The organism is Histidinibacterium lentulum (assembly GCF_003789055.1).
GTDB classification, from domain to species: domain Bacteria; phylum Pseudomonadota; class Alphaproteobacteria; order Rhodobacterales; family Rhodobacteraceae; genus Oceanicola; species Oceanicola lentulus.
Genome location: NZ_ML119087.1, coordinates 170,131 through 190,241, shown reverse-complemented (window position 1 = coordinate 190,241; position 20,111 = coordinate 170,131). Strand labels below are relative to the sequence as shown.

Below are 20,111 nucleotides of genomic sequence, written 5' to 3'. Positions count from 1 at the left end.
CTCGGTCGTGACCGGCCGACCCGACGTCCCCAAGAGGAAACTTCGATGAACCAGCGCAGCGAGAGCCTGACCGAAGCGGAAATGAAGGCCCTCGAGGAGGAATTCGACGCAGAAGTCAGGTTCCGTCCGCTGCCGCCGTTTCTGGGATGGATCGTCGCGGCCACGCTGTTCGCGCTGGCCTGCTATCACTATTACACGGCGGGCTATGGCATCCCGCGCGCCACGACGCATCGCGGCGTGCACATGGGCGTCACCCTGGCGCTCGTCTTCTTCTCATTCATGGCCTTCGGGCGCCCGCGACCCACGCGGCCGGGGGTCCTGGCGCCGTTCGGCCTGCCGCTCTTCGACTGGGTTCTCGCGATCGCGGCGCTGGTCTCGGCCCTCTATGTGCCGTGGATCTTCAACGATCTGGCGTTCCGGGTCGGCGATCCGCTGCCCATCGACGTGCTGATGGGCACGATCCTGATCGTGACCCTGCTCGAGGCGACGCGACGCGCGATGGGCTGGCCGCTGCCCGTGATCGCGCTTCTCTTCATCGCCTATGCCTATTTCGGACAGAGCATGCCCGGGGTCCTGGCCCATCCGGGGTCGGACTGGGCAGGCATCGTCAACCATCTCTACCTGACGAGCCAGGGCATCTACGGCACCGCGCTGGGCGTCATCTCCACCTACGTCTTCCATTTCGTCCTTTTCGGCGTGATGGCCACGCGGATCGGGCTCGGACAGCTTTTCATCGACCTCGCCTCGTCGCTCGCGGGGCGGTTCGCGGGCGGACCCGCGAAGGTCTCGGTCCTGTCCTCGGCGATGCTGGGCTCGATCTCGGGTTCGTCCATCGCCAACACGGTCACGACCGGGTCGCTCACGATCCCGGCCATGATCCGCATCGGATACCCCCGACACTTCGCCGCGGCGGTGGAGGCAGCAAGCTCCACCGGCGGGCAGATCACGCCGCCCGTCATGGGGGCGGTCGCCTTCCTGATGATCGAGTACCTGGGCGTTCCGCTGACCACGATCCTGACCGCCGCCCTCGTGCCTGCCTTCATGCATTTCTTCGGCGTTCTGGTGCAGGTGCATCTCGAGGCCCGCCGCCGCGGATTGCGCGGCCTGACGAAGGACGAACTGCCGGTGGCCTGGGCGGTGTTCAAGGCAGGCTGGCTGACGACGCTTCCGCTCTTCGTGCTGATCGCGATCCTGTTGTCCGGCAGGACGCCCTATCTCGCCGCCTTCTGGGGCATTTCCGCCTGCATCGCGGTGCTGGCAATCCAGACCATCGTCAAGCACGGGACGGACCTGCGCGCCGCCGCGACCGATTTCGTGAGCGGGCTCTGGGACGCCTTCGTGCTGGGTGCGAAATACTCGCTCTCTGTCACCGCGGCAGCGGCGCTGGTGGGTGTCGTCATCGGGGTGGTCACGCTCACCGGCGTCGGGTTCAAGATCGCCTACATGGTCACTTCCGTCGCCGCCGGCTGGGCCGAGTCGGTTTCGGCCGGGCTCTCGTTCCTGCCATTCGACATGATGTCGGTGCCGTCGCTGACGCTTCTCTTCACGCTGATCATGACCGCGATCGTCTGCGTCCTCATGGGCTGCGGCATCCCGACAACGGCGAACTACCTCATCATGATCGCGGTGGCGGCGCCGATCCTGGGCCTTCTGGGCGTGGAACCGATCGTCGCGCATTTCTTCGTCTTCTACTTCGGCGTGCTGGCCGACATCACGCCGCCTGTTGCGCTGGCGGCCTATGCGGCGGCGGGGATCGCCGATGCGAACGCCTTCAAGTCCGGCAACACCGCGTTCCGGCTCGGCATGGGCAAGGCGCTGGTGCCCTTCGTCTTCGTCTTCTCCCCGTCGATGCTGCTGGTGGTGGACGGTTTCACCTGGTCGGAGTTCTTCCTGTCGACGCTCGGCGCGATGGCCGGGATCTGGATGCTGTCCTCGGTCTTCGCGGGCTGGCTCTTTGCGCCGCTCAGGGGTTACGAACGGGTGCTGCTGACGATCTCGGCGCTGCTTCTCGTGGTGCCCAGCCTCTGGCCGACGGTGATCGGGATCCTTCTGGTGCTGCCTCCGCTGATCCGCCAGCTGCCGATGATCCGCGAGCCGGTCTCGACCCGCGAGGCGAACTGGGACGAGCGGGACGCACCCGGCGGGTGACGTTACCGCCCCCGTTCCATCGAGACTTGCACCCGGGGCCATCCTGCCCATTGATCCTGTGGTCGTTCCACCGGGACGCCGCGGGAGGGAGGGTGTCATGGGGAGTCTTCTGGAGTACGCATCCTTTGCGCCACACGGTTACTGCCTGCTGTGGAACCCATGGCTGATCGCCACGCATGTCGTGGCGGATCTGCTGATCGCCCTGTCCTACTTCGCCATTCCCATAGCGCTCGTCCTGTTCCTCCGGCGCCGGCCAGAGCTGCGCTACCGCGGGCTTCTGGCGCTCTTCGCGGCTTTCATCCTGCTGTGCGGCCTTACGCATCTGCTGTCGCTCGCCACCCTCTGGATCCCCGTCTATGCCGCCGAGGGGGCGCTGAAGCTGGTCACCGGCCTCGTGTCGGCGACGACAGCGGTGGTTCTCTTCCGCCTCGTGCCCACGCTCGTGCAGATCCCCAGCCCGCATCAGCTCGAGGCCGCGAACTCACGGCTGCGCGAGGAGATCAGCGCCCATGAGGAGACGCTCGCACAGCTGAGGGAGGTGCAGCAAACCCTCGAAAGCAAGGTCGAGGAGCGCACGCAGTCCCTGACGGCCGCGACCGCGCGCCTCTCGGTCCTGTCGCGCGAGGCGGTGCATCGCAGCCGCAACCTGCTGACCGTGGTGGCGTCCATCGCGCGGCAGACCGCGCGGGCCGCGCCCGACACGGAGACGTTTCTCCGGAGCCTGCTGGGCCGGATCGACGCCCTCGGCAACGCGACCGCGGCACTTCTGGAAACCAGTACCTCGTCCGGCCTGACGATCAGGCAGCTCGCGGAGCGGCAGCTCCGGCCCGCGATCCTGACCTTCGGGGAGCGGCTCTCGATGGATGGTCCCGAGACTGAGGTGAACCCGCAGGCGGCACAGCAGCTTTCGCTCGTTCTGCACGAGCTGGCCACGAATTCGCAGAAGCACGGCGTTCTCGCCATGCCGGACGGCGAAGTGCGGACCACATGGGCCGTGGAGACCGGGGCACGGGAGCCGATGTTCGTGCTCGAGTGGGTCGAACAGGGGGCATGGTCGCGGAGCATGTCGGCGCCGGAAGCGGCCATCGGCGGCGGCTTCGGCAGCACGCTCCTCTTGCGGATCGCGCCCGCCACGCTTGGCGGGACAGCCGAGGCGGACCTGACCGAAGGGTTCCGCTATCGCCTTTCGGTTCCGCTGGCGCACCTCCGGCCAAGGGTGGGGGCCGATCATGCGGAGGAGCTCGCCCAGACGATCGTGGACAAGGCATGGGGCGCTTCTCCTGCCTGAAGACGCTCCGCCTTAGGCTTTCCCCAATCACAGCTTAAGCAGAGCATGGTTTGGGGCGACCCCCGTCCCCGCTAGGCTTTCCCTGACAGTCGGGGAGACGGCGGATGGGCAGCGAAACGATCGACACCGTCGTGATCGGTGGCGGGCAGGCCGGGCTCGCGATGAGCGGCCATCTGAGCGACCGGGGGATCGGGCACGTCGTGCTGGAGCGTCACCGGATCGCCGAGCGCTGGCGGTCGGAACGGTGGGATTCCCTCGTCGCAAACGGCCCCGCCTGGCATGACCGTTTTCCGGACCTCGAGTTCGACGGGCTGGACCCTGACGGCTTTGCCTCCAAGGATCAGGTTGTCGCCTATTTCGAGGCCTATGCCCGGAAGATCGCCGCGCCGATCCGTTGCGGCGTCGAGGTGACCGGCGTGAGGCCGCTGGATGGACAGGGCTTCCGGGTCGAGACTTCCGAGGGCGTGATGGAGGCGCGCTGCGTCGTGTCCGCCACCGGACCCTTCCAGAAGCCGCTGATCCCGCGGGTGGTGCCTGAGACCGAGGGTCTTCTGCAGATCCATTCCACGGCCTATCGCAACCCCGGCGCCCTCCCGGAGGGCGGCGTCCTCGTGGTCGGCGCGGGCTCGTCCGGATCGCAGATCGCGGACGAGCTGAGCCGGGCGGGGCGCGAGGTCTACCTCTCGGTGGGCCCCCACGACCGGCCGCCGCGGCGGTATCGCGGCAAGGATTTCGTCTGGTGGCTGGGCGTTCTGGGAAAGTGGGAGGCGCGGGCCGCCCCCTCCTCGGAGCATGTGACGATCGCTGTCAGCGGCGCCCATGGCGGGCGGACCGTGGATTTCCGCGACTTCGCCGCCCGGGGCGTGCGGCTCGTGGGGCGGACGCTGGGCTGTGAGGGCGGTGTCCTCGCATTCTCGGACGATCTTGTCGCCACAATCCGGCGGGGGGATGCGAACTACCTGTCGGTTCTGGACGAGGCGGATGCCTGGGTCGCGCGAACGGGCGAGGACCTGCCAGAAGAGCCCGAGGCCCGTCAGATCAGCCCCGACCCGGCAAGTTTTGACGATCCTCTGCTGACGCTCGATCTTGCGGTGGCGGGGGTGCGGACGATCATCTGGGCCACGGGTTTCGCGCTCGATTTCGGCTGGCTCAAGGCGGACGTCTTCGACGCCGAGGGCCGCCCGCGGCACGAGAGGGGCGTGAGCGTGGTGCCCGGGCTCTATTTCCTCGGCCTGCCCTTCCTGTCCTGCCGGGGCTCGTCGTTCATCTGGGGTGTCTGGCCGGACGCCCAGTATCTCGCGGACCACATCGCGGGCACGGGGCGGACGGCGGTGGCCTAGGTCAGCGGGCGGTAGTGTTCGGGCCTTCGGTCCCGGAAGAGGCCCCAGGCGGCGCGGCGCCGGCGGATCGCGTCAAGATCGACCGTGGCGATGGCGATGCCCGGCGCGGCTCCCATCTCGGCCAGCTTCGCGCCGGTCTCGTCGGCGATGAAGCTGCCGCCGTAGAAGGACATCTCGGCGCCGACATTCTCCGTGCCGATCCGGTTGCTGGCGGCGAGGATGCACATGTTGGCGGCGGCGTGGCCCTGCATGGTGCGCTGCCAGTGGGGTTTGCTGTCGACGGACGGGTCCTGCGGTTCGCTCCCGATGGCGGTGGGATAGAGGAGCACGTCGGCGCCCATCAGGGCCATGCTGCGCGCGGTCTCGGGGAACCACTGGTCCCAGCAGATGCCGACGCCGATGCAGCCGGCGGCGGTGTTCCAGACGCGGAAGCCGGTGTCGCCGGGGGTGAAGTAGAACTTCTCCTGGTAGCCGCGACCGTCGGGGATGTGGGTCTTGCGGTAGAGGCCGAGGATCTCGCCGGTCGCGTCGATCATGGCCATGGAGTTGAAGAACTGCCGCTCGGTGCGCTCGAAGAAGCTGAGGGGAAGGACGACCTGCAGTTCGGCGGCGAGGGCGGCGAAACGGGCGATGAGGGGGTTTGTCTGGAAGGGGCGGGCGAGGGTGAGGTGGTCCGGGTTCTGCTCGGAGCAGAAATAGGGAGTCTCGAAGAGCTCCTGGAGGAGGATCAGGGTCGCGCCCGCAGCGGCGGCCTCGCGGACGAGGGTTTCGGCGCGGGCGAGGTTCGCCTCGATGTCCCAGGAGCAGGGCATCTGGGTGACGGCGAGGGTCAGCGTATCTCGTTTCACGATGTAACGCCTTTCAAGATATTGATATCATTTGGCTATTCAGAAGAGGGCGCTTGCGGCGTCAGGACACGCCCACCTTGCGCAGGTCCGCGGCTTGGGTCGAATGGGGGATGTCGTGTTCACGCCAGCCGGGTTCCGGCAGTTCGGCGATGAGCAGGCCCGCATCGCGGCCCTTGGAGGCCAGCGGATAGCCCTCGGGGCCGCAGATCAGGCTGAGGCCCACGTAGTCGAGCGCGCCCTCGGTCCCGCAGCAGTTGGCATAGACGATGGTCACGGCATTCTCGGCAGCCCGGGAGGGCACCATGATCTGGTTGACGTTCACGAAGGGCATCATGTTCGCCGTGGGCACCAGGATCACCTCGGCCCCCGCCGTGGCGAGCGCGCGGACATGCTCGGGAAATTCCACGTCGTAGCAGATCAGGAGGCCGAAGCGGCGGCCCCTCCAGTCGAAGGTGACAAGGCGGTCGCCGGGGGTGAAGAGCGCGTGCTCCCGGTCTCCGAAAAGCTGCACCTTGCGGTAGCGGGCGATCTCGGCGCCGGTCTCGTCGAAGACGAAAGCCGCGTTCCAGACCGCGGTCTCGCCATACTCCGGCAGGCCGATGGCGAGCGCCACGGCATGGGTGCGGGCGAGGTCCGCCACGGTCTTCATGGTCTCGGCCCAGCCCGGAGGCGGGGTGGCGGTGGTGGCGCCGTAGCCGGGCAGGAACAGCTCCGGCATGACGAGAAGATCGACCCCGGCCCCCGCGGCCTTGCCAAGGGCGGCGTCGAGGGCGGCAAGGCCCGCCGGGATATCCCCGGCGGGCGATGGGGCCTGATAGAGCCCGATCCGCATCAGCTGCGCAGCCGCGTCCAGATCTGGTCGTAGACCTCCTGAGTCGCCTGATCGCAGACCTCGATGAAGACGCCAGGGCCCGCGCCCTCGCGCGGGTTGTTCTCCGGCGAGGTGGCGAGCGCCTCTTCGGTGAATTCGGCCGCGCCGGTGATGCCCGCGGCATACTGGGCGTAGTTCGTCACCTGCGCGATGTTCTCGGGCTGAAGCAGGAAATCCATGAACCGGATCGCGTTCTCGCGGTTCGGCGCCTGTTCCAGAAGCACGACGTTGTCCATCCAGACGACATAGCCCTCGTCGGGGTAGATGTATTCGACATTGGCGCCTTCCTCGCGCGCCTTGGCGGAGAAACCGTTGTAGATCATGCCCGCCGCGGCATCGCCCGACACCAGCACGTCCTTGGCGATGTCGGAGCCGAAGGAGGCCCAGTGTGCCGAGGCGGTCTGCAGGAGCTCGTCCAGCGCGCGAAGCTGGTCGCGGTCCTGGCTGCACTGGGGGATGCCGAGGTAGATCGAGGCCAGCGCCATCACCTCGCCCTGGCTGTCGAGCACGTTGATCCGGCCTTTGAGTTCCTCGGGCGGATCGAAGATCAGCGAGAGGGAGTTGGTGTCGCCGGTATAGATGTCGCGGTTCACCGACACGCTGGTGGAGCCCCACTGGTAGGGGATCGAGTGAACGCGGCCCGCATCGAAGGGCGCGTTGAGCCACTGGTCCTCGATGTTGGCCTTGTTGGTCAGCTCGCCCTCCTCGAACGTGTCGAGAAGGCCCTCGCCCGCCATGATCGCGACCATGTAGTCGCCCGGGACGGCCACGTCATAGGAGCCGAGCGTGCCGGCCTTGAGCGAGGCCAGAAGCGCCTCGTTGCTGTCGTAGGTGTCGATGATGACGTCGATGCCGGTTTCGGCCTCGAACTTGTCCACCAGTTCCTGCGGCATGTATTCGAACCAGTGGTAGACGCGGAGCTCGCCCTCGGCGGCGGCCGCCCCCGCTGCGAGCGCCAGGATGGCGGTCGTCGTGGTCAGTCTCTTCATGGTCAGTCTCCCCTGTCCGGTTGGAGTGCTTCGCCCCGTTTTCCGATGAAGTAGGATAGAGTCACGAGGGCGATCGAGAAAAGCAGCAGCAGCGTCGAGAGCGCCATGATGTTGGGCTGGATGCCCTGCTTGACCGATCCGAAGATGGCGGTCGGCAGGGTCTCGACCCCGGCGCCCTTGACGAAGTTCGTGATGATGAAGTCGTCGAGCGAGATGATGAAGGCGAGCAGGAAGCCCGACATGATGCCCGGCCCCATGATCGGGAAGAGCACGTGGCGGAAGGTGGCCCAGCGGCCCGCATAGAGGTCTTGCGCGGCTTCCTCGTAGCTCGCCTCGATCCCCTGCAGGCGTGCCGAAATGGGCAGGTAGGCGAAGGGGATGCAGAAGACGATGTGCGCGACGAGGATCGAGAGGGTCCCGAGCGGGAAGGCGATGGTGGAGAAGAAGATGAGCGTGGCGACCGCGGTGACGATCTCCGGCACCATGATCGGCAGGGAGATGAGCGCGAAGGTCGCGGATTTCCCCCGGAAGGCGCCGCCCCGGACCATGCCGATGGCGGCGGCGGTGGCGATGGTGGTGGAGACGATGGCCGCCGAGAGGGCGATGGTCAGGGAGTTCCAGGCGGCCTGCTTGAACTTCTCCGACTCGGGGCCGGTGAAGACGTCGACGTACCAGCGGAGGGAGACGCCCTCCCAGTTGGTGATCGAGCGGCTGTCGTTGAAGCTGTAGACCATCACGACGAGGAGCGGGACGTAGAGGATGAAGAGGCAGAGCATCGTCAGCCCGAAGAAGCCCCGATAGCGGCGGACGTCGAAGGTCATCCGGGCCTCCGGAGGGGGTCTGGTGCGGAGGCGCGCGGTCGGCGGGCCGTGGCGCGGCGAACCGACAGAATGGCTACGCACTTTATGCCAGCCAAGTCCGGAAGACCTCGGAGCTGGGTCCGAGCGTCGACGTGTCGCCGGGCCGTGGGGGCGGCCCGTCGACCGCGCGGCGGCCTGCGGCCTTGAGTCCGCGCGGGGGGCTCGCTCGACCATTTCGCGGCCCGTCGATGGCGCGCCTCCGGTCCCGGCCACCCCATCACGCCCCCTCCCGCGACTGGCCGCGCGCGTAGAACAGCAGCACCACCAGCACCATCGACAGCAGGATCATCGAGGCCGCCGCCCCGAAGGGCCAGTTCCCGGCATTGCCCTTGAACTGCTCCTCGATCAGCGAGCCGATCATGTAGGTCTTGGCCCCGCCCAGAAGGTCCGGCGCGAGAAAGGCGCCCAGAGAGGGCACGAACACGAGGATGCAGCCCGCGATGATGCCCGGTTTCACCACCGGGATCACGATGCGTCGCAGGATCGTCCATTTCGGCGCGTAGAGGTCCGAAGCGGCCTCGGAGAAGGCGAAGTTGTAGCGCTCCACCGCCGCGTAGATCGGCAGCACCATGAACGGCAGGTAGGAATAGAAGAGCCCGAGCTGCACCGCGAAGTTGGTGTTGATGAGCCCGAGCGGCTGATCGACCAGGCCGAGGGCCAGGAGAAAGTCGTTCAGGGGACCGTTGTCGCGGATCAGGAAGCGGACGGAGACCGTGCGGATCAGCAGGTTCACCCAGTAGGGAATGGTGATGAGGAAAAGCCAGATCGCCCGCGTGTGCGCCGGGCGCGTCGCGATGAAGAAGGCGGTGGGAAAGCCGATCAGGAGGCACAGGAGCGTGGCGCCGGTTGCCTGCAGGATCGAGCGGATGAAGATGGTGATATAGGCCCATTCGATGGTCGGCGGCTCGTCCCCGAAGAGGCCCCGGTCGAAGAGGAACTGGTCGTAGGCGGCGAGCGTGGGCTCCCAGATGACGCCGCCGCGGAATTCCTTCGTCAGGAAGGAGTAGACCAGCATCAGCAGCACCGGGATCACCATGAAGAAGCCGATGATCGCCCAGGACGGCAGAAGCAGCCAGCCGCGGATCGGCCGGAAGGTGGCCGAGACGGTGCGTCCGCTGCCCGTGCCCGCCGCCATCAGGTCACCAGGAACCGCGCAGCACCCGCGACGATGCTGACGTGGACGGGGTCGCCCTCGTCGAGGCGGAGGGCGGCGTCCTCGGCGTTCTGCATCCGGGCGGTGAGGGAGAGGTTGGGGCCGAGGCGGACCTCGTAATGGGTGTCCGTGCCGAGGTAGGTCGAGGCGCCGAGCACGCCTTTCAGGCTCTCGCCCGGCGGCGGATCGCGGGTGATGGTCAGGCGCTCGGGCCGGATGGAAAGCGTGCCGGACTGGCCTTTGGAGGCGGCGCGGTTCGCCAGCGCGTGGACCGTCTCGCCGTCGGGCAGGCGGCAGGTGACGATCTGGCCCTCCACCGCCTCGACGGTGGCGTCGATCAGGTTCGTCTCGCCGATGAAATCGGCGACGAAGCGGTTCGCCGGATGTTCGTAGATCTCGGAGGGGCGGCCGATCTGCTGCACCTCGCCCGCCGACATGACCGCGATGCGGTCGGACATCGACAGCGCCTCTTCCTGGTCGTGGGTGACGAAGATGAAGGTGATGCCGGTCTCGCGCTGAAGGCGCTTCAGCTCCGACCGCATTTCCTGACGGAGCTTGAGGTCGAGGGCGGAGAGCGGCTCGTCCAGCAGCAACACCTTGGGCCGGGGCGCCATGGCGCGGGCCAGCGCCACGCGCTGCTGCTGTCCGCCGGACATCTGGGCGGGCTTGCGGTGCACGAAGTCGCCGAGCCGGACCATGGCGACCATCTCGGCCACCCGCGCGGCGATGTCGGCCCTGGGCCATTTCAGCATCTGGAGGCCGAAGGCGATGTTTTCCTGCACGGTCATGTGCGGAAAGAGCGCGTAGTTCTGGAAGACCGTGTTCACCGGGCGCCTGTCGGGGGGCAGGCCCTCGATCTCCTGGCCGTAGAGGTGGATCGTCCCTCCGGTCGTCCCCTCGAAGCCCGCGATGAGCCGCAGGAGCGTGGTCTTGCCGCAGCCCGAGGGACCGAGCAGCGTGAAGAACTCGTTGTCGGCGATGTCGAAGCTGACCGCCTTGAGCGCGGTGAAATCGCCGAAGGTCTTGCGCACGTCGCGGAGGGAGATGGCGGCGGTCACGTGAGGGTCTCCAGCACCCTCAGGACATGGGTGGGATCGGTTTCGGGGTTCACAACGCAGATGCGCAGGACGGTCTCGCCCCGCCAGGTGGTCGGAAGGCAGAGAAGCGCGCCGCTGCGGCGGTGACCCTCGGCCCAGGCCTGAAGCGCCGCGCGGTCCATGCCGGGCACGCGGAAGAGGAGCACGGTCAGTTGCGGGCCGAGGACGAGGTCGAGGCCGGGCATGGCCTCGATCCCGTCGGCGATCTCCTGCGCGATGCGGAAGGTCCGGCGGATCGCGGCGGCATAGGCCTCGGTCCCGTAGACCGAGAGCGAGAACCAGAGCGGCAGGCCGCGCGGCCTGCGCGACAGGTGCAGGGCGAGGTCGGAGGGGTTGAGGTGGTGCGTGTCGAGCGCGTCTAGATAGGCGCCGCGCTGGCCATGGGCCGCGGCGCCCCGCGTCACGTCGCGGTAGACCAGCGCGCAGCTGTCATAGGGCGCGAAAAGCCACTTGTGCGGATCGACGATGAAGCTGTCGGCGAGCTCGAGCCCCGCGAAGAGCGGCGCGGTCCCGGGGTCCGCCAGAGCGGCGAGGCCATAGGCGCCGTCGACATGGAGCCAGAGGCCGCGGGCCTCGGCGAGGTCGGCGAGGGCGGCCAGATCGTCCACCGCGCCGCTGTTGGTAGCGCCCGCATTGGCGACGATGGCGAAGGTGCCGGGGCGGAGGGCGTCTTTCGCGGCCTCGACGTCGATCCGGCCGGTGGCATCGGCGGGCACGAGGTCCAGCGCCACGTCCATCACCCGGGCGATGGCGGCGATGGAGCTGTGCGCCTCGGTGCTGGCGAGAAGGCGGAACCGCTCGGGGCGGCCATGGGCCTGCTCGAAGGCCACCCGCGCGGCATGGAGGGCGGAGAGATTGCCCATGGTCCCGCCGGAGACGAAGACGCCCCCTGCCCCGTCGCCCCAGCCCGCGAGGCCGGCGAGCCAGTCCAGGGCCTGATTTTCGGCATGGATCGCGCCCGAGCCGCCGTCCCAGTTGCCCGCGAAGATCTCCGCCGCGCCCAGCACCGCGTCGAAGCCCTGCGCGGCGGGCGTGGGGGCGGCGGCGACGAAGGCGAGGCTGGTCGGGTGGTCGAAGGGCCGGCAGGAGGGCGCGATCACGTCCGAGAAAAGCGCAAAGGCGCGGTCCCAGCCGAGGCCGCCCGCGGTGACCGAGCCGCCCAGCGCCGCGTCGAGCCGGTCGCGCGGCAGGGCGCCGCTGCGGGGATCGGGACCCGTGCGGATGCGCGTCTCCGCCCAGCCGAGCATGGCCGAGAGCGCGGCGGGATCGCTGGCAAAGGCGGGGGCGTGGGTCATCGGGCCTCAGTCCGCCGCCAGCGCGGCGACTTCGCGGCGGAACGGCAGGGCGTCGCCGATGTCGTTGCCGTCGAGCTCGCGCGCGTAGCGGTGCCCGGCATAGGTGGCCCAGGCGATGGGACCGGGCGCCTCGGCATCGCCGATGAGCTTCACCGACCGAATGCCCGCATCGGCCCAGTCGGCCTGCCGCGCCGTCAGGTCCCGGAAGACGGCATCCTCGCCGCTGCGGGAGGCGACCATGACCACGGCATCGCAGGCGATATCGCGGGGGCGGGCGGTGTAGGTGCAGGCGGTGGTCACGGCACCCGGGCCGATGGCGGTCACGCCCCGGTTCAGCTCCACCGTCACGCCCATTTCCAGTAGTCGCCGCTGGATCGTGTGCTGCTCCAGCGTGTTGACCGTCCAGTCGGAGACATAGGCGGAAGTGGTGACGAAGGTGACGGTGCAGCCCGCCGAGACCAGAAGCTCCGCCAGCACGCCGCCCATGTAGTAGTGATCGTCGTCCCAGAGCACCACATGGCCCGAGGGCCGCGCGCCCGCCATGATGTCGTCCGGCGTCAGCACCGTCATGGCGGGGTCGATGGGCAGCGGCACGACATGCTGGCGGGACACGCCGTCGCGCCGCCAGGTCGAGCCCGTCGCGATGCAGATGTTCTCGAACCCGAAGCCGAGGATCATCTCCGCGTCGAGGGCGCTGTCGAAATAGGTCTCGACGTTGGGTTTCTGCGAGAGCTGCCAGGCGCGGTAGTCGGCCACGCGGCCCCAGGCCGAAAGGCCCGGCAGCAGCCGCTCGCGCGCGACGCGGCCGCCCAGGGTCGTGCCCGCCTCGGCGAGGGCCACGTCATAGCCGCGCTCGGCGCAGGCGCGGGCCGCTTCCAGCCCCGCGGGACCGGCGCCGACGACGAGCACGCTGGACGAGGGCCCCTTCGCGTTCATCCGCTCGGGGTGCCAGCCCTTGCGCCATTCCTCCATGAAGGTCGGGTTCTGGGTGCAGCGGCTGATGGACATGGTCATGTCGCCGGTGATGCAGATGTTGCAGCCGATGCATTCGCGGATGTCCTCGATCCGGCCTTCCTCCACCTTCTTCGGCAGGAAGGGATCGGCGATGGAGGGCCGCGCGCAGCCGATCAGGTCGAGCGTGCCGGAGGTCAGTTGCCTGACCATCACGTCGGGCGAGGTGAAGCGGCCAACGCCCACCACGGGCCGCGTGGTCAGGGCCTTGATGCCGGTGACGAGGTCGAACTGCGCCGCCTCCTCCTTGAAGCGGGAGGGGCCGGAGCAATCCTCCCAGGCGCCATGGGCGAGGTCCCAGAGATCGGGCAGGTCGGCATGCATCTCGATGAAGTCGCGGACCTCGGAATTGGCGAAGCCGAGCTCCCCCACCATCTCGTCGAGGGACAGGCGGAGGGTCAGGCCCATGGTGTCGCCCACCTCGTCGCGCAGGTCGGCCACCACCTCGCGCACGAAGCGGGCGCGGTTCTCGAGGCTGCCGCCGTATTCGTCCGTGCGGTGGTTGGTGGCGGTGCTGAGGAAGTGCTGGAAGATGCCGAAGCCGTGGGCGCCGTAGAGGCAGATGAGGTCGAAACCGGCGGTGCGGCAGCGGCGCGCGGCGTTCACGAACCAGCGGCGGAGGTTGCGGATGTCCTCGCGGTCCATGGCGCGGGCGTTGACCGGATCGTTGGTGAAGGTGCGGATCGGCATGGCGGAGGGCGCGAGCGGCACCTCCTTGGTGTAGAGGTTCGGGCCGTTGATGCCGGAATAGGCGAGCTGGATGCCGGCAAGGGCGCCGTGTTCCTTCATCTTGCCGGCCATTTTCGCGATCATGGGGATGTCGGCGTCGTCCCAGAGTCGGAGCTCGATGAAGGGGGTGATCTCGGACGTGTGGTGCATCTCGCACTGTTCGGTGAAGATCACGCCCCAGCCGCCCTCGGACTTCACGCCGCGCATGGCGGCGGCGGCGGAGGGGTCGCGGTAGCCGCCTCCGTTGCAGTGGGGGACCTGGTAGAACCGGTTCTTCGCCGTGACGGGGCCGATGTCGATCGGCCGGAACAGGATGTCGTAGCGGCTGTCGCGGCCCATGCCGGTGCGTCCCCCCATGCGTGGCGGCCCGCCGGCGCGGGCCCTGGTGCGGTATCCTCACCGAGAGCGGAGGCCGGCGGAAAGAACCCATCGCGTAAGTGCTGATTAGGCACGCGCTAAGCATGGATTCTTTGGTCGCTTCTAATGGGGCGATGCGTGCATGTTAAGCACGGCGCGAAGAGGGAGGTCCATGCAGAGCGTCGAGATCCTCGAAAGGCTCATCGCCTTTCCGACGGTGAGCAGCGAACCGAACCGGGAGCTGATCCATTTCTGTGCCGGGCTCCTGCAGGAGGCGGGGGCGGAGGTCGTGCTGATCGAGGCGGAGGGCGGGCGGAAGGCCAATCTCTACGCCACGCTGGGGCCGCGGGACCGGGGCGGCGTGATGCTCTCGGGCCATACGGATGTGGTGCCGGTGGAGGGGCAGGACTGGACCCTGCCGCCCTTCGCGCTGACCGAGAGGGAGGGGCGGCTCTACGGGCGGGGAACGGCGGACATGAAGGGCTTCGTCGCCTGCGCCCTTGCCGCCGCGCTCAAGGCCGGGGAGCTGCGGACGCCGCTGCATCTCGCGCTCAGCCATGACGAGGAGATCGGCTGCGTCGGCGTGCGCTCGCTGATCGACATGCTGGCGGGGGCGCCGGTGAGGCCGCGGTTCTGCATCGTGGGCGAGCCCACGTCGATGCAGGTGGTCACGGGTCACAAGGGCAAGAGCGCCTTGAGAGTGCGCTGCACGGGCCGGGAGGGGCATTCGGCGCTGGCGCCCGAGGCGCTGAACGCGATCCATCTGGCCTGCGACATGATCGGGGAGATCCGCGCGCTGCAGGCGGAGGTGGCGGAGGCGGGACTGAAGGATGACGGGTATGATGTGCCCTATACGACGCTCCATGTGGGGCGGATCGACGGGGGCGTGGCGCTGAACATCGTGCCGAACGCCTGCGTGGTCGATTTCGAGATCCGCAATCTGGCGGGGGACGATCCGGAGGCGCTGCTGGGAAGGCTGCGCGACAGGGCGGAGGGGATCGTGGCGCCCCTGCGGGACCGCTTCCCCGAGGCGGCGATCGGGATCGAGGTGACCAACCGCTATCCGGGGCTGGAGACGCCCGAGGATGCCGAGGTCGTGGCCTTCGTGAAGGCGCTCACGGGGGGCAACGGGACGGGCAAGGTCGCCTTCGGCACCGAGGGCGGGCTGTTTTCGGAGGCTCTGGGCGTGCCTGTGGTGGTTTGCGGGCCGGGGTCCATGGCGCAGGGGCACAAGCCGGACGAATATGTGAGCGTGGAGCAGATGGCGCGGTGCGACGGGATGATGGAGGCGTTGCTGGCGCGGTTGCGGGAGGGGGTTTGAGAGGCGTGCGGCGGGCGGTGGGGGACGGTGAGTTGGAAACACATCCCAGGGGGACGGGGACGGTGGGTTGGAAACCCACCCTACGGGAACGGTGGGTTGGAAACCCCCCCTACGGGGCGGATGCGCCGGGCGTCCCGGGGAGGCCCTCGGTCTGCACCAGGGTCCGCACATGATCGAAGAAGGCACCCACGATGCGGGAGCGGAACGCGCTGCGCTTCGTGGCGATGCCGAGCACCATGGGGCGCACGTCGTCGGACAGCGGCAGGAAGGCGAGCCGCTTGCCGTCCGGCGCCAGATCGCTGCCGGACCGCAGGTTCACGAGGCCGAAGCCGAAGCCGTTCGCCACGAGGCTGCGCGCCACGGACATGTCCGAGGTCCTCTCGGCGATGTCGGGGCGCACCTGGCGGGTCTGGAAGATCGACAGGAAATATTCGCGGCTCAGCGGCAGGTCGAGCAGCACCATGGGCTCATGCACCAGATCCTCGAGCGAGAGGCTGTCGTTCCGGGCCAGCGGATGCTCCGCCGGCAGCATGACCCAGGGCGGCAGGGCCTGAAGCCGCTCGAAGGCGATGTCCTTCGGGATCTCCAGATCGTAGGTGATCGCGGCGTCGATCTCGGCCCGGCCGAGCATCCGCAGAAGCTCCGGCTGGTTGCCTTCCCGGAGCGACACGCCGGCGTCGGGATAGGCGCCTTCGAAGGACCGCCGGATGGACGCGCTCAGGAGCGGCGCCACCGTGGTCAGAAAGCCGATGGAGATGGGGCCGCGCGGCCTGTCGCTGATGTCGGAAGCGAGATCGTTCAGCGCCGCCGCGTCGTCGAGGATGCGTTTGGCCTCGTTGAAGACGCGCCGCCCCCCGGGGGTCAGCGACAGGCCCTGCGCATGGTGGCGCACGAAGAGCTGGATGGCGAATTCCGCCTCGAGCTGGCTGATCGCCGCCGAGATCGACGGGGAGGAGACGTTGAGCCGCTGGGAGGCCAGCGCGATGGTGCCGCATTCGCCCACCGCGACGAGGTATTCGAGTTGACGGAAGGTGAAACGCAGGGGCATCGCCCTGCATCGCCTGCGCGGGCGGCTCGCGCAAGCGTCTCAGTCGTCGCCCGGCACCCCGTAGGAGGGCGCGGCGCGCGGATCGAGCGCGCGCTGGACATAGGCGTCGAGCTGGGGGGCGTAGACGCGCCAGGCCTCGGCCACGGCCTCGATCGGGTCGTCCTCGGTCCAGTCGCAGCGCAGGTCGGCCACGGGCCAGGGCACCTTGTCGCAAAGCTGCAGGCCCGCCGAATGGACGGGCCCGGCCTCGCCGCCCGCGTCGCGGCCCGCGCGCAGGGCGGCGACGAGGCGGTCGCCGAGATGGCCGGGCGCGGCCTCGAAGGCCGCGACGATGGCGGCGGGCACGCCGTCGTTGGCGAGGAGGTTCCCGGCGGAGAGGACGTCGCGGCCTGTCGCATGGGTCCAGATGCCCAGCGAGTTGGGCCCCGAATGGATCGCCGTGCGCCCCTCGCGGTCGATGGCGAGGACCTGGCGGTACTCGATGAAGCGGCCTTCGGCCTGCACCTTCGCCACGGCCTCCACGGCAGTGAGGCCCGCCTGCATGGCGTCGAGCGCCAACGGCCCGAGGGTGGGATCGGTGACGTTCTGGCTCGCGACCGCGCCCACGCCGGCGCGGGTATAGGCGCAGCGGGCGGCGACGGCGGGAGAGGAGGAGGAGACGGCGATGCCGAACATCCCCGTTTCGGCGCAGCGGGCGACGAGGGAGAAGGTCATTCCGGGATCACCGCCGTGGCGTCGATCTCCACCAGCCATTCGGGCCGGGCGAGCGCGCTGACCACAAGGCCGGTGGAGACGGGATGCACGCCGCGGATATACTCGCCCATGGTGCGGTAGACCGCCTCGCGGTGGCGCACGTCGGTGATGTAGACCACCACCTTCACGAGATGCTCCATGGTGCCCCCGGCCTCCTCGATCAGCTGGCGGATGTTCTGCATGACCTTGTGGGTCTGCTCCGCGGGGTCGTGGCTGGCGATGTTGGTGAAATCGTCGAGGTCCTGCGGGCACTGGCCGCGCAGCCAGACGGTGCGCCCGCCATGGGTCACGACGGCCTGGCAGAGGTCGTTGTCGAGCTTCTGCTCGGGATAGGTGTCGCGCGTGTTGAACTTGCGCAGCCGCGTGTGGGTCACGTCCTGTCGTCCTCCCAAGGGTCCGGGTGCAGACTGCCATAGCGGGCGCGGAAAGAAAGGACGGGCTGGCGTCGCGTTGCTTCGGGGAAACCTAAGCACGCTCCCGCGCGTCGAGCCAGGCGCGGATGATGGCGCGGTGGCGGGCGCCGTCGTAGCTGGGGAAATGCCCGCCATGGACGGTGCGGACGGGCAGATCGTGCAGGCGGACCATCGAGCGGTGATAGTCGGCGGCATCCGAATGGTAGGTGTCCTCGATCAGGGGGCCGTCGTAGACGATGTCTCCGGAGAAGAGCGTCTGCGTCGCGGCCTCCCAGAGGGCGATGCCGCCGGGGGAATGACCGGGGGTGTGGATCACCTCGAAGTGGCGGTCGCCGAGGTCGATGACGTCGCCGTCCTCCACCAGCCGCGTCGCGGGGGCAGAGCGGACGGAATAGGTGGCGGAGCTGTAGGGCAAGGGCGGCAGGCGGTCGAAGATCTCGTCGGTCACATAGGGATCGGCGAGGGTGGCGGCATTGGCGGGCGCGGCGAGGATATGGGCCTCGGCGCTGTGGACGCAGCGGTCCGGAAATTCGTGGTGGCAGCCGATGTGGTCGAAATGGGTATGGCTCGCGACCGCCGTCAGGGCGCGTTCGGTCACCAGCGGCACCCATTGGCGCAGGGACACCACGCCCATGCCGCTGTCGACCAGCATGTCGCGGTCGCGGCCGCGCACGTGCCACATGTTGCAGCGGTAGAAGGGCTGGATGAAGGGCTCGTGGATCAGCGTGACGCCGTCGGGCTTCGTCTCGGTGGCATACCAGTCTTCGGGGCGGGCTCTGTCCATGGGTTACTCCGCGGGGAAGGCGGCAAGATCGTCGGTGACGGCGGCGAGGTCCAGCATCTGGCCGGGCTCGGGCAGGTCGGTGGGCGGCAGGTGGGCCACCAGCGTCAGGTCCGGCGCGGCGTCGGGCCGGACATGGGCGCGGCAATGGGTGCCGAAGAAGGCGGCGTCGAGCACGCGGGACGGGCCGATCCGGAGGCTGCCCGCGCCGGGGCGCAGGGCCTCGGGGCGCAGGCAGAGGGTGAGGGGGCCATGGGCGGGGGGCTGGCGGTCGATGACGCCGAAGGGGGTGGCGATGCCGTCGCCCCTGCCCTCTCCGGCGAAGCGGTTGGTCTCGCCCATGAACTCGGCGGCGAAAAGGCTTGCCGGGTGCCGGTAGATGCGGGCGGGGGGGCCCGCGTCCTCGATCCGGCCCGCGTTCATCACGACGATGCGGTCGGCGATGGCCATGGCCTCCTCCTGGTCGTGGGTGACATGGACGAAGGTGGTGCCGACGCGGCGCTGGATGCTCTTCAGCTCGTCCTGCATGGCGCGGCGGAGCTTGAGGTCGAGCGCGCCGAGGGGTTCGTCGAGCAACAGCACGTCAGGCTCCACCGCGAGAGCGCGGGCGAGGGCGACGCGCTGGCGCTGGCCTCCGGAGAGTTCGTGCGGGCGGGCGGCGGCGGCGTGTTTCAGGCCCACCATGTCGAGCTTTTCCTCGGCGCGGGCGTGACGCTCGCGCCTCGGCACGCCCGCCATGCGCAGGCCGAAGCCGACGTTGTCGCGCAGGCTCATGTGGGGAAAGAGCGCGTAGTCCTGGAAGGTCGTGGCGGTGGGGCGCCTGGCGGCGGGCAGCGCGGTGACGTCGCGCCCGCCGATCAGGACGCGGCCCTGGTCGGGGGTCAGAAAGCCGCCCAGGATCGACAGGAGCGTCGTCTTTCCGCAGCCCGAAGGGCCGAGCAGGGTGACGTATTCCCCGGCGGCGATCTCCAGCTCGATGGACTGGAGCGCGCGGAACGAGCCGAAGCTGTGGCCGATGCGGTCGAGCGTGACGGAGGCGGTCATCTGCGGCGTTTCCTGAAGACGGTGAGTTCGAGAAGAAGGACGGCGCTGACCGACACGAGGAAGACAAGGCTGCCGATGGCGTTGAGCCGTGGCGAGAGGCCCGAGCGGAGCATGGACCAGATCTCCACCGGCAAGGTGACGTCGAAGCGGGTCAGAAGGAAGGCGATGATGAATTCGTCCCAGCTGAGCGTCACGGACAGGAAGAAGGCGGCGAGGATCGCGGGCGCCAGCATCGGCACGGTCACGAGCAGCACCACGCGCGCCTCGTCCGCGCCCAGATCGCGCGCGGCGCGTTCGGCGTTCTGCTGCTGCGCGCCCATGGAGGCGTAGATGATGGCGAAGGCGATCGGCAGGTTGATGACGACATGGCCGATCCCGGCGGTCCAGAGCGAGAGGCCGAGGCCGAGGCGCTGCACCACGATCAGAAGGCCGAGGCCCACGATCAGGTAGCTGACCGTCAGCGGCGCGATCAGCAGCGCGCGCCAGAGCGCGGAGGCCGGCAGGACGTGCCGCGCGAGGGCATAGGCGGCGGAGAAGCCCAGCGCCACGGCAATGGCGGAAGACCCGAGCGCCACCATCAGCGAGTTGAGCAGCGCCTCCACAAGGCGGTCGTCGCCGAGGACGTCGCCGTACCAGCGCAGGCTCGGCCCGTTGAAGGGCGGCACGGGGAGGCTGCCGTTCTGGAAGGAGAACAGCACCAGCGTGGCCACCGGCAGGTAGATGAAGCCGAAGAGGGCGAGGGCGTAGGCCCAGGGCACGAGGCGT

Annotated in this window: 18 protein-coding genes; 4 read left to right on the top strand and 14 right to left on the bottom strand. The window is 68.8% G+C overall.

Features of this window, described 5'->3' with window-relative positions:
- Nucleotides 1–45: 45 nt before the first annotated feature.
- The 3 genes from EAT49_RS14760 (at nt 46) to EAT49_RS14750 (ending at nt 4,776) form a co-directional block, all read left to right on the top strand.
- Nucleotides 46–2,148, top strand: coding sequence for a TRAP transporter permease (locus tag EAT49_RS14760; protein ID WP_123643061.1), 2,103 nt, complete (start codon nt 46–48; stop codon nt 2,146–2,148).
- A 97-nt stretch (nt 2,149–2,245) separates the two neighbouring features.
- Nucleotides 2,246–3,436 carry a sensor histidine kinase gene (locus EAT49_RS14755; protein ID WP_123643060.1) on the top strand — a complete coding sequence of 397 codons (1,191 nt, stop codon included), beginning with the start codon at nt 2,246–2,248 and terminating at the stop codon, nt 3,434–3,436.
- 104 nt (nt 3,437–3,540) lie between these two features.
- Nucleotides 3,541–4,776 carry a flavin-containing monooxygenase gene (locus EAT49_RS14750; RefSeq protein WP_123643059.1) on the top strand — a complete coding sequence of 412 codons (1,236 nt, stop codon included), beginning with the start codon at nt 3,541–3,543 and terminating at the stop codon, nt 4,774–4,776.
- On the opposite strand, the gene aguB is transcribed toward EAT49_RS14750, so the two are convergent.
- The 8 genes from aguB to EAT49_RS14710 form a co-directional block, all read right to left on the bottom strand.
- The gene (aguB, locus tag EAT49_RS14745) at nt 4,773–5,624 is read right to left on the bottom strand and encodes an N-carbamoylputrescine amidase (protein WP_246003867.1); all 852 of its coding nucleotides are present in this window, start codon (nt 5,622–5,624) and stop codon (nt 4,773–4,775) included. The genes EAT49_RS14750 and aguB overlap by 4 nt on opposite strands.
- Before the next feature lie 61 nt (nt 5,625–5,685).
- Nucleotides 5,686–6,456, bottom strand: a complete 771-nt coding sequence (locus EAT49_RS14740) for a carbon-nitrogen hydrolase family protein (RefSeq protein WP_123643058.1) — start codon at nt 6,454–6,456, stop codon at nt 5,686–5,688.
- Nucleotides 6,456–7,484 carry an extracellular solute-binding protein gene (locus EAT49_RS14735; protein ID WP_123643057.1) on the bottom strand — a complete coding sequence of 343 codons (1,029 nt, stop codon included), beginning with the start codon at nt 7,482–7,484 and terminating at the stop codon, nt 6,456–6,458. Before EAT49_RS14735 ends, EAT49_RS14740 begins: the two co-directional genes overlap by 1 nt.
- A gap of 2 nt (nt 7,485–7,486) precedes the next feature.
- Nucleotides 7,487–8,305: an ABC transporter permease gene (locus EAT49_RS14730; RefSeq protein ID WP_123643056.1), complete on the bottom strand. Its 819-nt coding sequence runs from the start codon at nt 8,303–8,305 to the stop codon at nt 7,487–7,489.
- A gap of 256 nt (nt 8,306–8,561) precedes the next feature.
- On the bottom strand, nt 8,562–9,479 hold the full coding sequence (locus EAT49_RS14725) for an ABC transporter permease (protein ID WP_123643055.1): 918 nt from the start codon (nt 9,477–9,479) through the stop codon (nt 8,562–8,564).
- Nucleotides 9,479–10,555 (bottom strand): ABC transporter ATP-binding protein, encoded by a 1,077-nt coding sequence (locus EAT49_RS14720; RefSeq protein WP_123643054.1) that lies wholly within the window; start codon nt 10,553–10,555, stop codon nt 9,479–9,481. The genes EAT49_RS14725 and EAT49_RS14720 overlap by 1 nt, the downstream gene beginning before the upstream one ends.
- Nucleotides 10,552–11,889, bottom strand: a complete 1,338-nt coding sequence (locus EAT49_RS14715) for a pyridoxal phosphate-dependent decarboxylase family protein (RefSeq protein WP_123643053.1) — start codon at nt 11,887–11,889, stop codon at nt 10,552–10,554. The genes EAT49_RS14720 and EAT49_RS14715 overlap by 4 nt, the downstream gene beginning before the upstream one ends.
- A gap of 6 nt (nt 11,890–11,895) precedes the next feature.
- Nucleotides 11,896–13,968: an oxidoreductase gene (locus EAT49_RS14710; RefSeq protein ID WP_123643108.1), complete on the bottom strand. Its 2,073-nt coding sequence runs from the start codon at nt 13,966–13,968 to the stop codon at nt 11,896–11,898.
- A gap of 190 nt (nt 13,969–14,158) precedes the next feature.
- On the opposite strand from EAT49_RS14710, the gene argE reads away from it, so the two are divergent.
- On the top strand, nt 14,159–15,307 hold the full coding sequence (gene argE, locus EAT49_RS14705) for an acetylornithine deacetylase (RefSeq protein WP_123643052.1): 1,149 nt from the start codon (nt 14,159–14,161) through the stop codon (nt 15,305–15,307).
- 109 nt (nt 15,308–15,416) lie between these two features.
- Here the strand turns inward: argE and EAT49_RS14700 are convergent, their stop codons facing one another.
- From EAT49_RS14700 to EAT49_RS14675, 6 genes are all read right to left on the bottom strand, one after another.
- Complete coding sequence (locus EAT49_RS14700; RefSeq protein ID WP_123643051.1) at nt 15,417–16,355, bottom strand: LysR family transcriptional regulator; 939 nt, start codon at nt 16,353–16,355, stop codon at nt 15,417–15,419.
- A gap of 39 nt (nt 16,356–16,394) precedes the next feature.
- Nucleotides 16,395–17,069 carry a DUF1028 domain-containing protein gene (locus EAT49_RS14695; RefSeq protein WP_123643050.1) on the bottom strand — a complete coding sequence of 225 codons (675 nt, stop codon included), beginning with the start codon at nt 17,067–17,069 and terminating at the stop codon, nt 16,395–16,397.
- Complete coding sequence (locus EAT49_RS14690; protein WP_123643049.1) at nt 17,066–17,482, bottom strand: RidA family protein; 417 nt, start codon at nt 17,480–17,482, stop codon at nt 17,066–17,068. Before EAT49_RS14690 ends, EAT49_RS14695 begins: the two co-directional genes overlap by 4 nt.
- Before the next feature lie 91 nt (nt 17,483–17,573).
- Complete coding sequence (locus EAT49_RS14685; RefSeq protein WP_123643048.1) at nt 17,574–18,305, bottom strand: MBL fold metallo-hydrolase; 732 nt, start codon at nt 18,303–18,305, stop codon at nt 17,574–17,576.
- A gap of 3 nt (nt 18,306–18,308) precedes the next feature.
- Entirely contained in the window at nt 18,309–19,346 is a 1,038-nt protein-coding gene (locus EAT49_RS21820) for an ABC transporter ATP-binding protein (RefSeq protein ID WP_123643047.1), read from the bottom strand.
- Complete coding sequence (locus EAT49_RS14675; protein ID WP_246003866.1) at nt 19,343–20,104, bottom strand: ABC transporter permease; 762 nt, start codon at nt 20,102–20,104, stop codon at nt 19,343–19,345. Before EAT49_RS14675 ends, EAT49_RS21820 begins: the two co-directional genes overlap by 4 nt.
- Between the last annotated feature and the right edge of the window lie 7 nt (nt 20,105–20,111).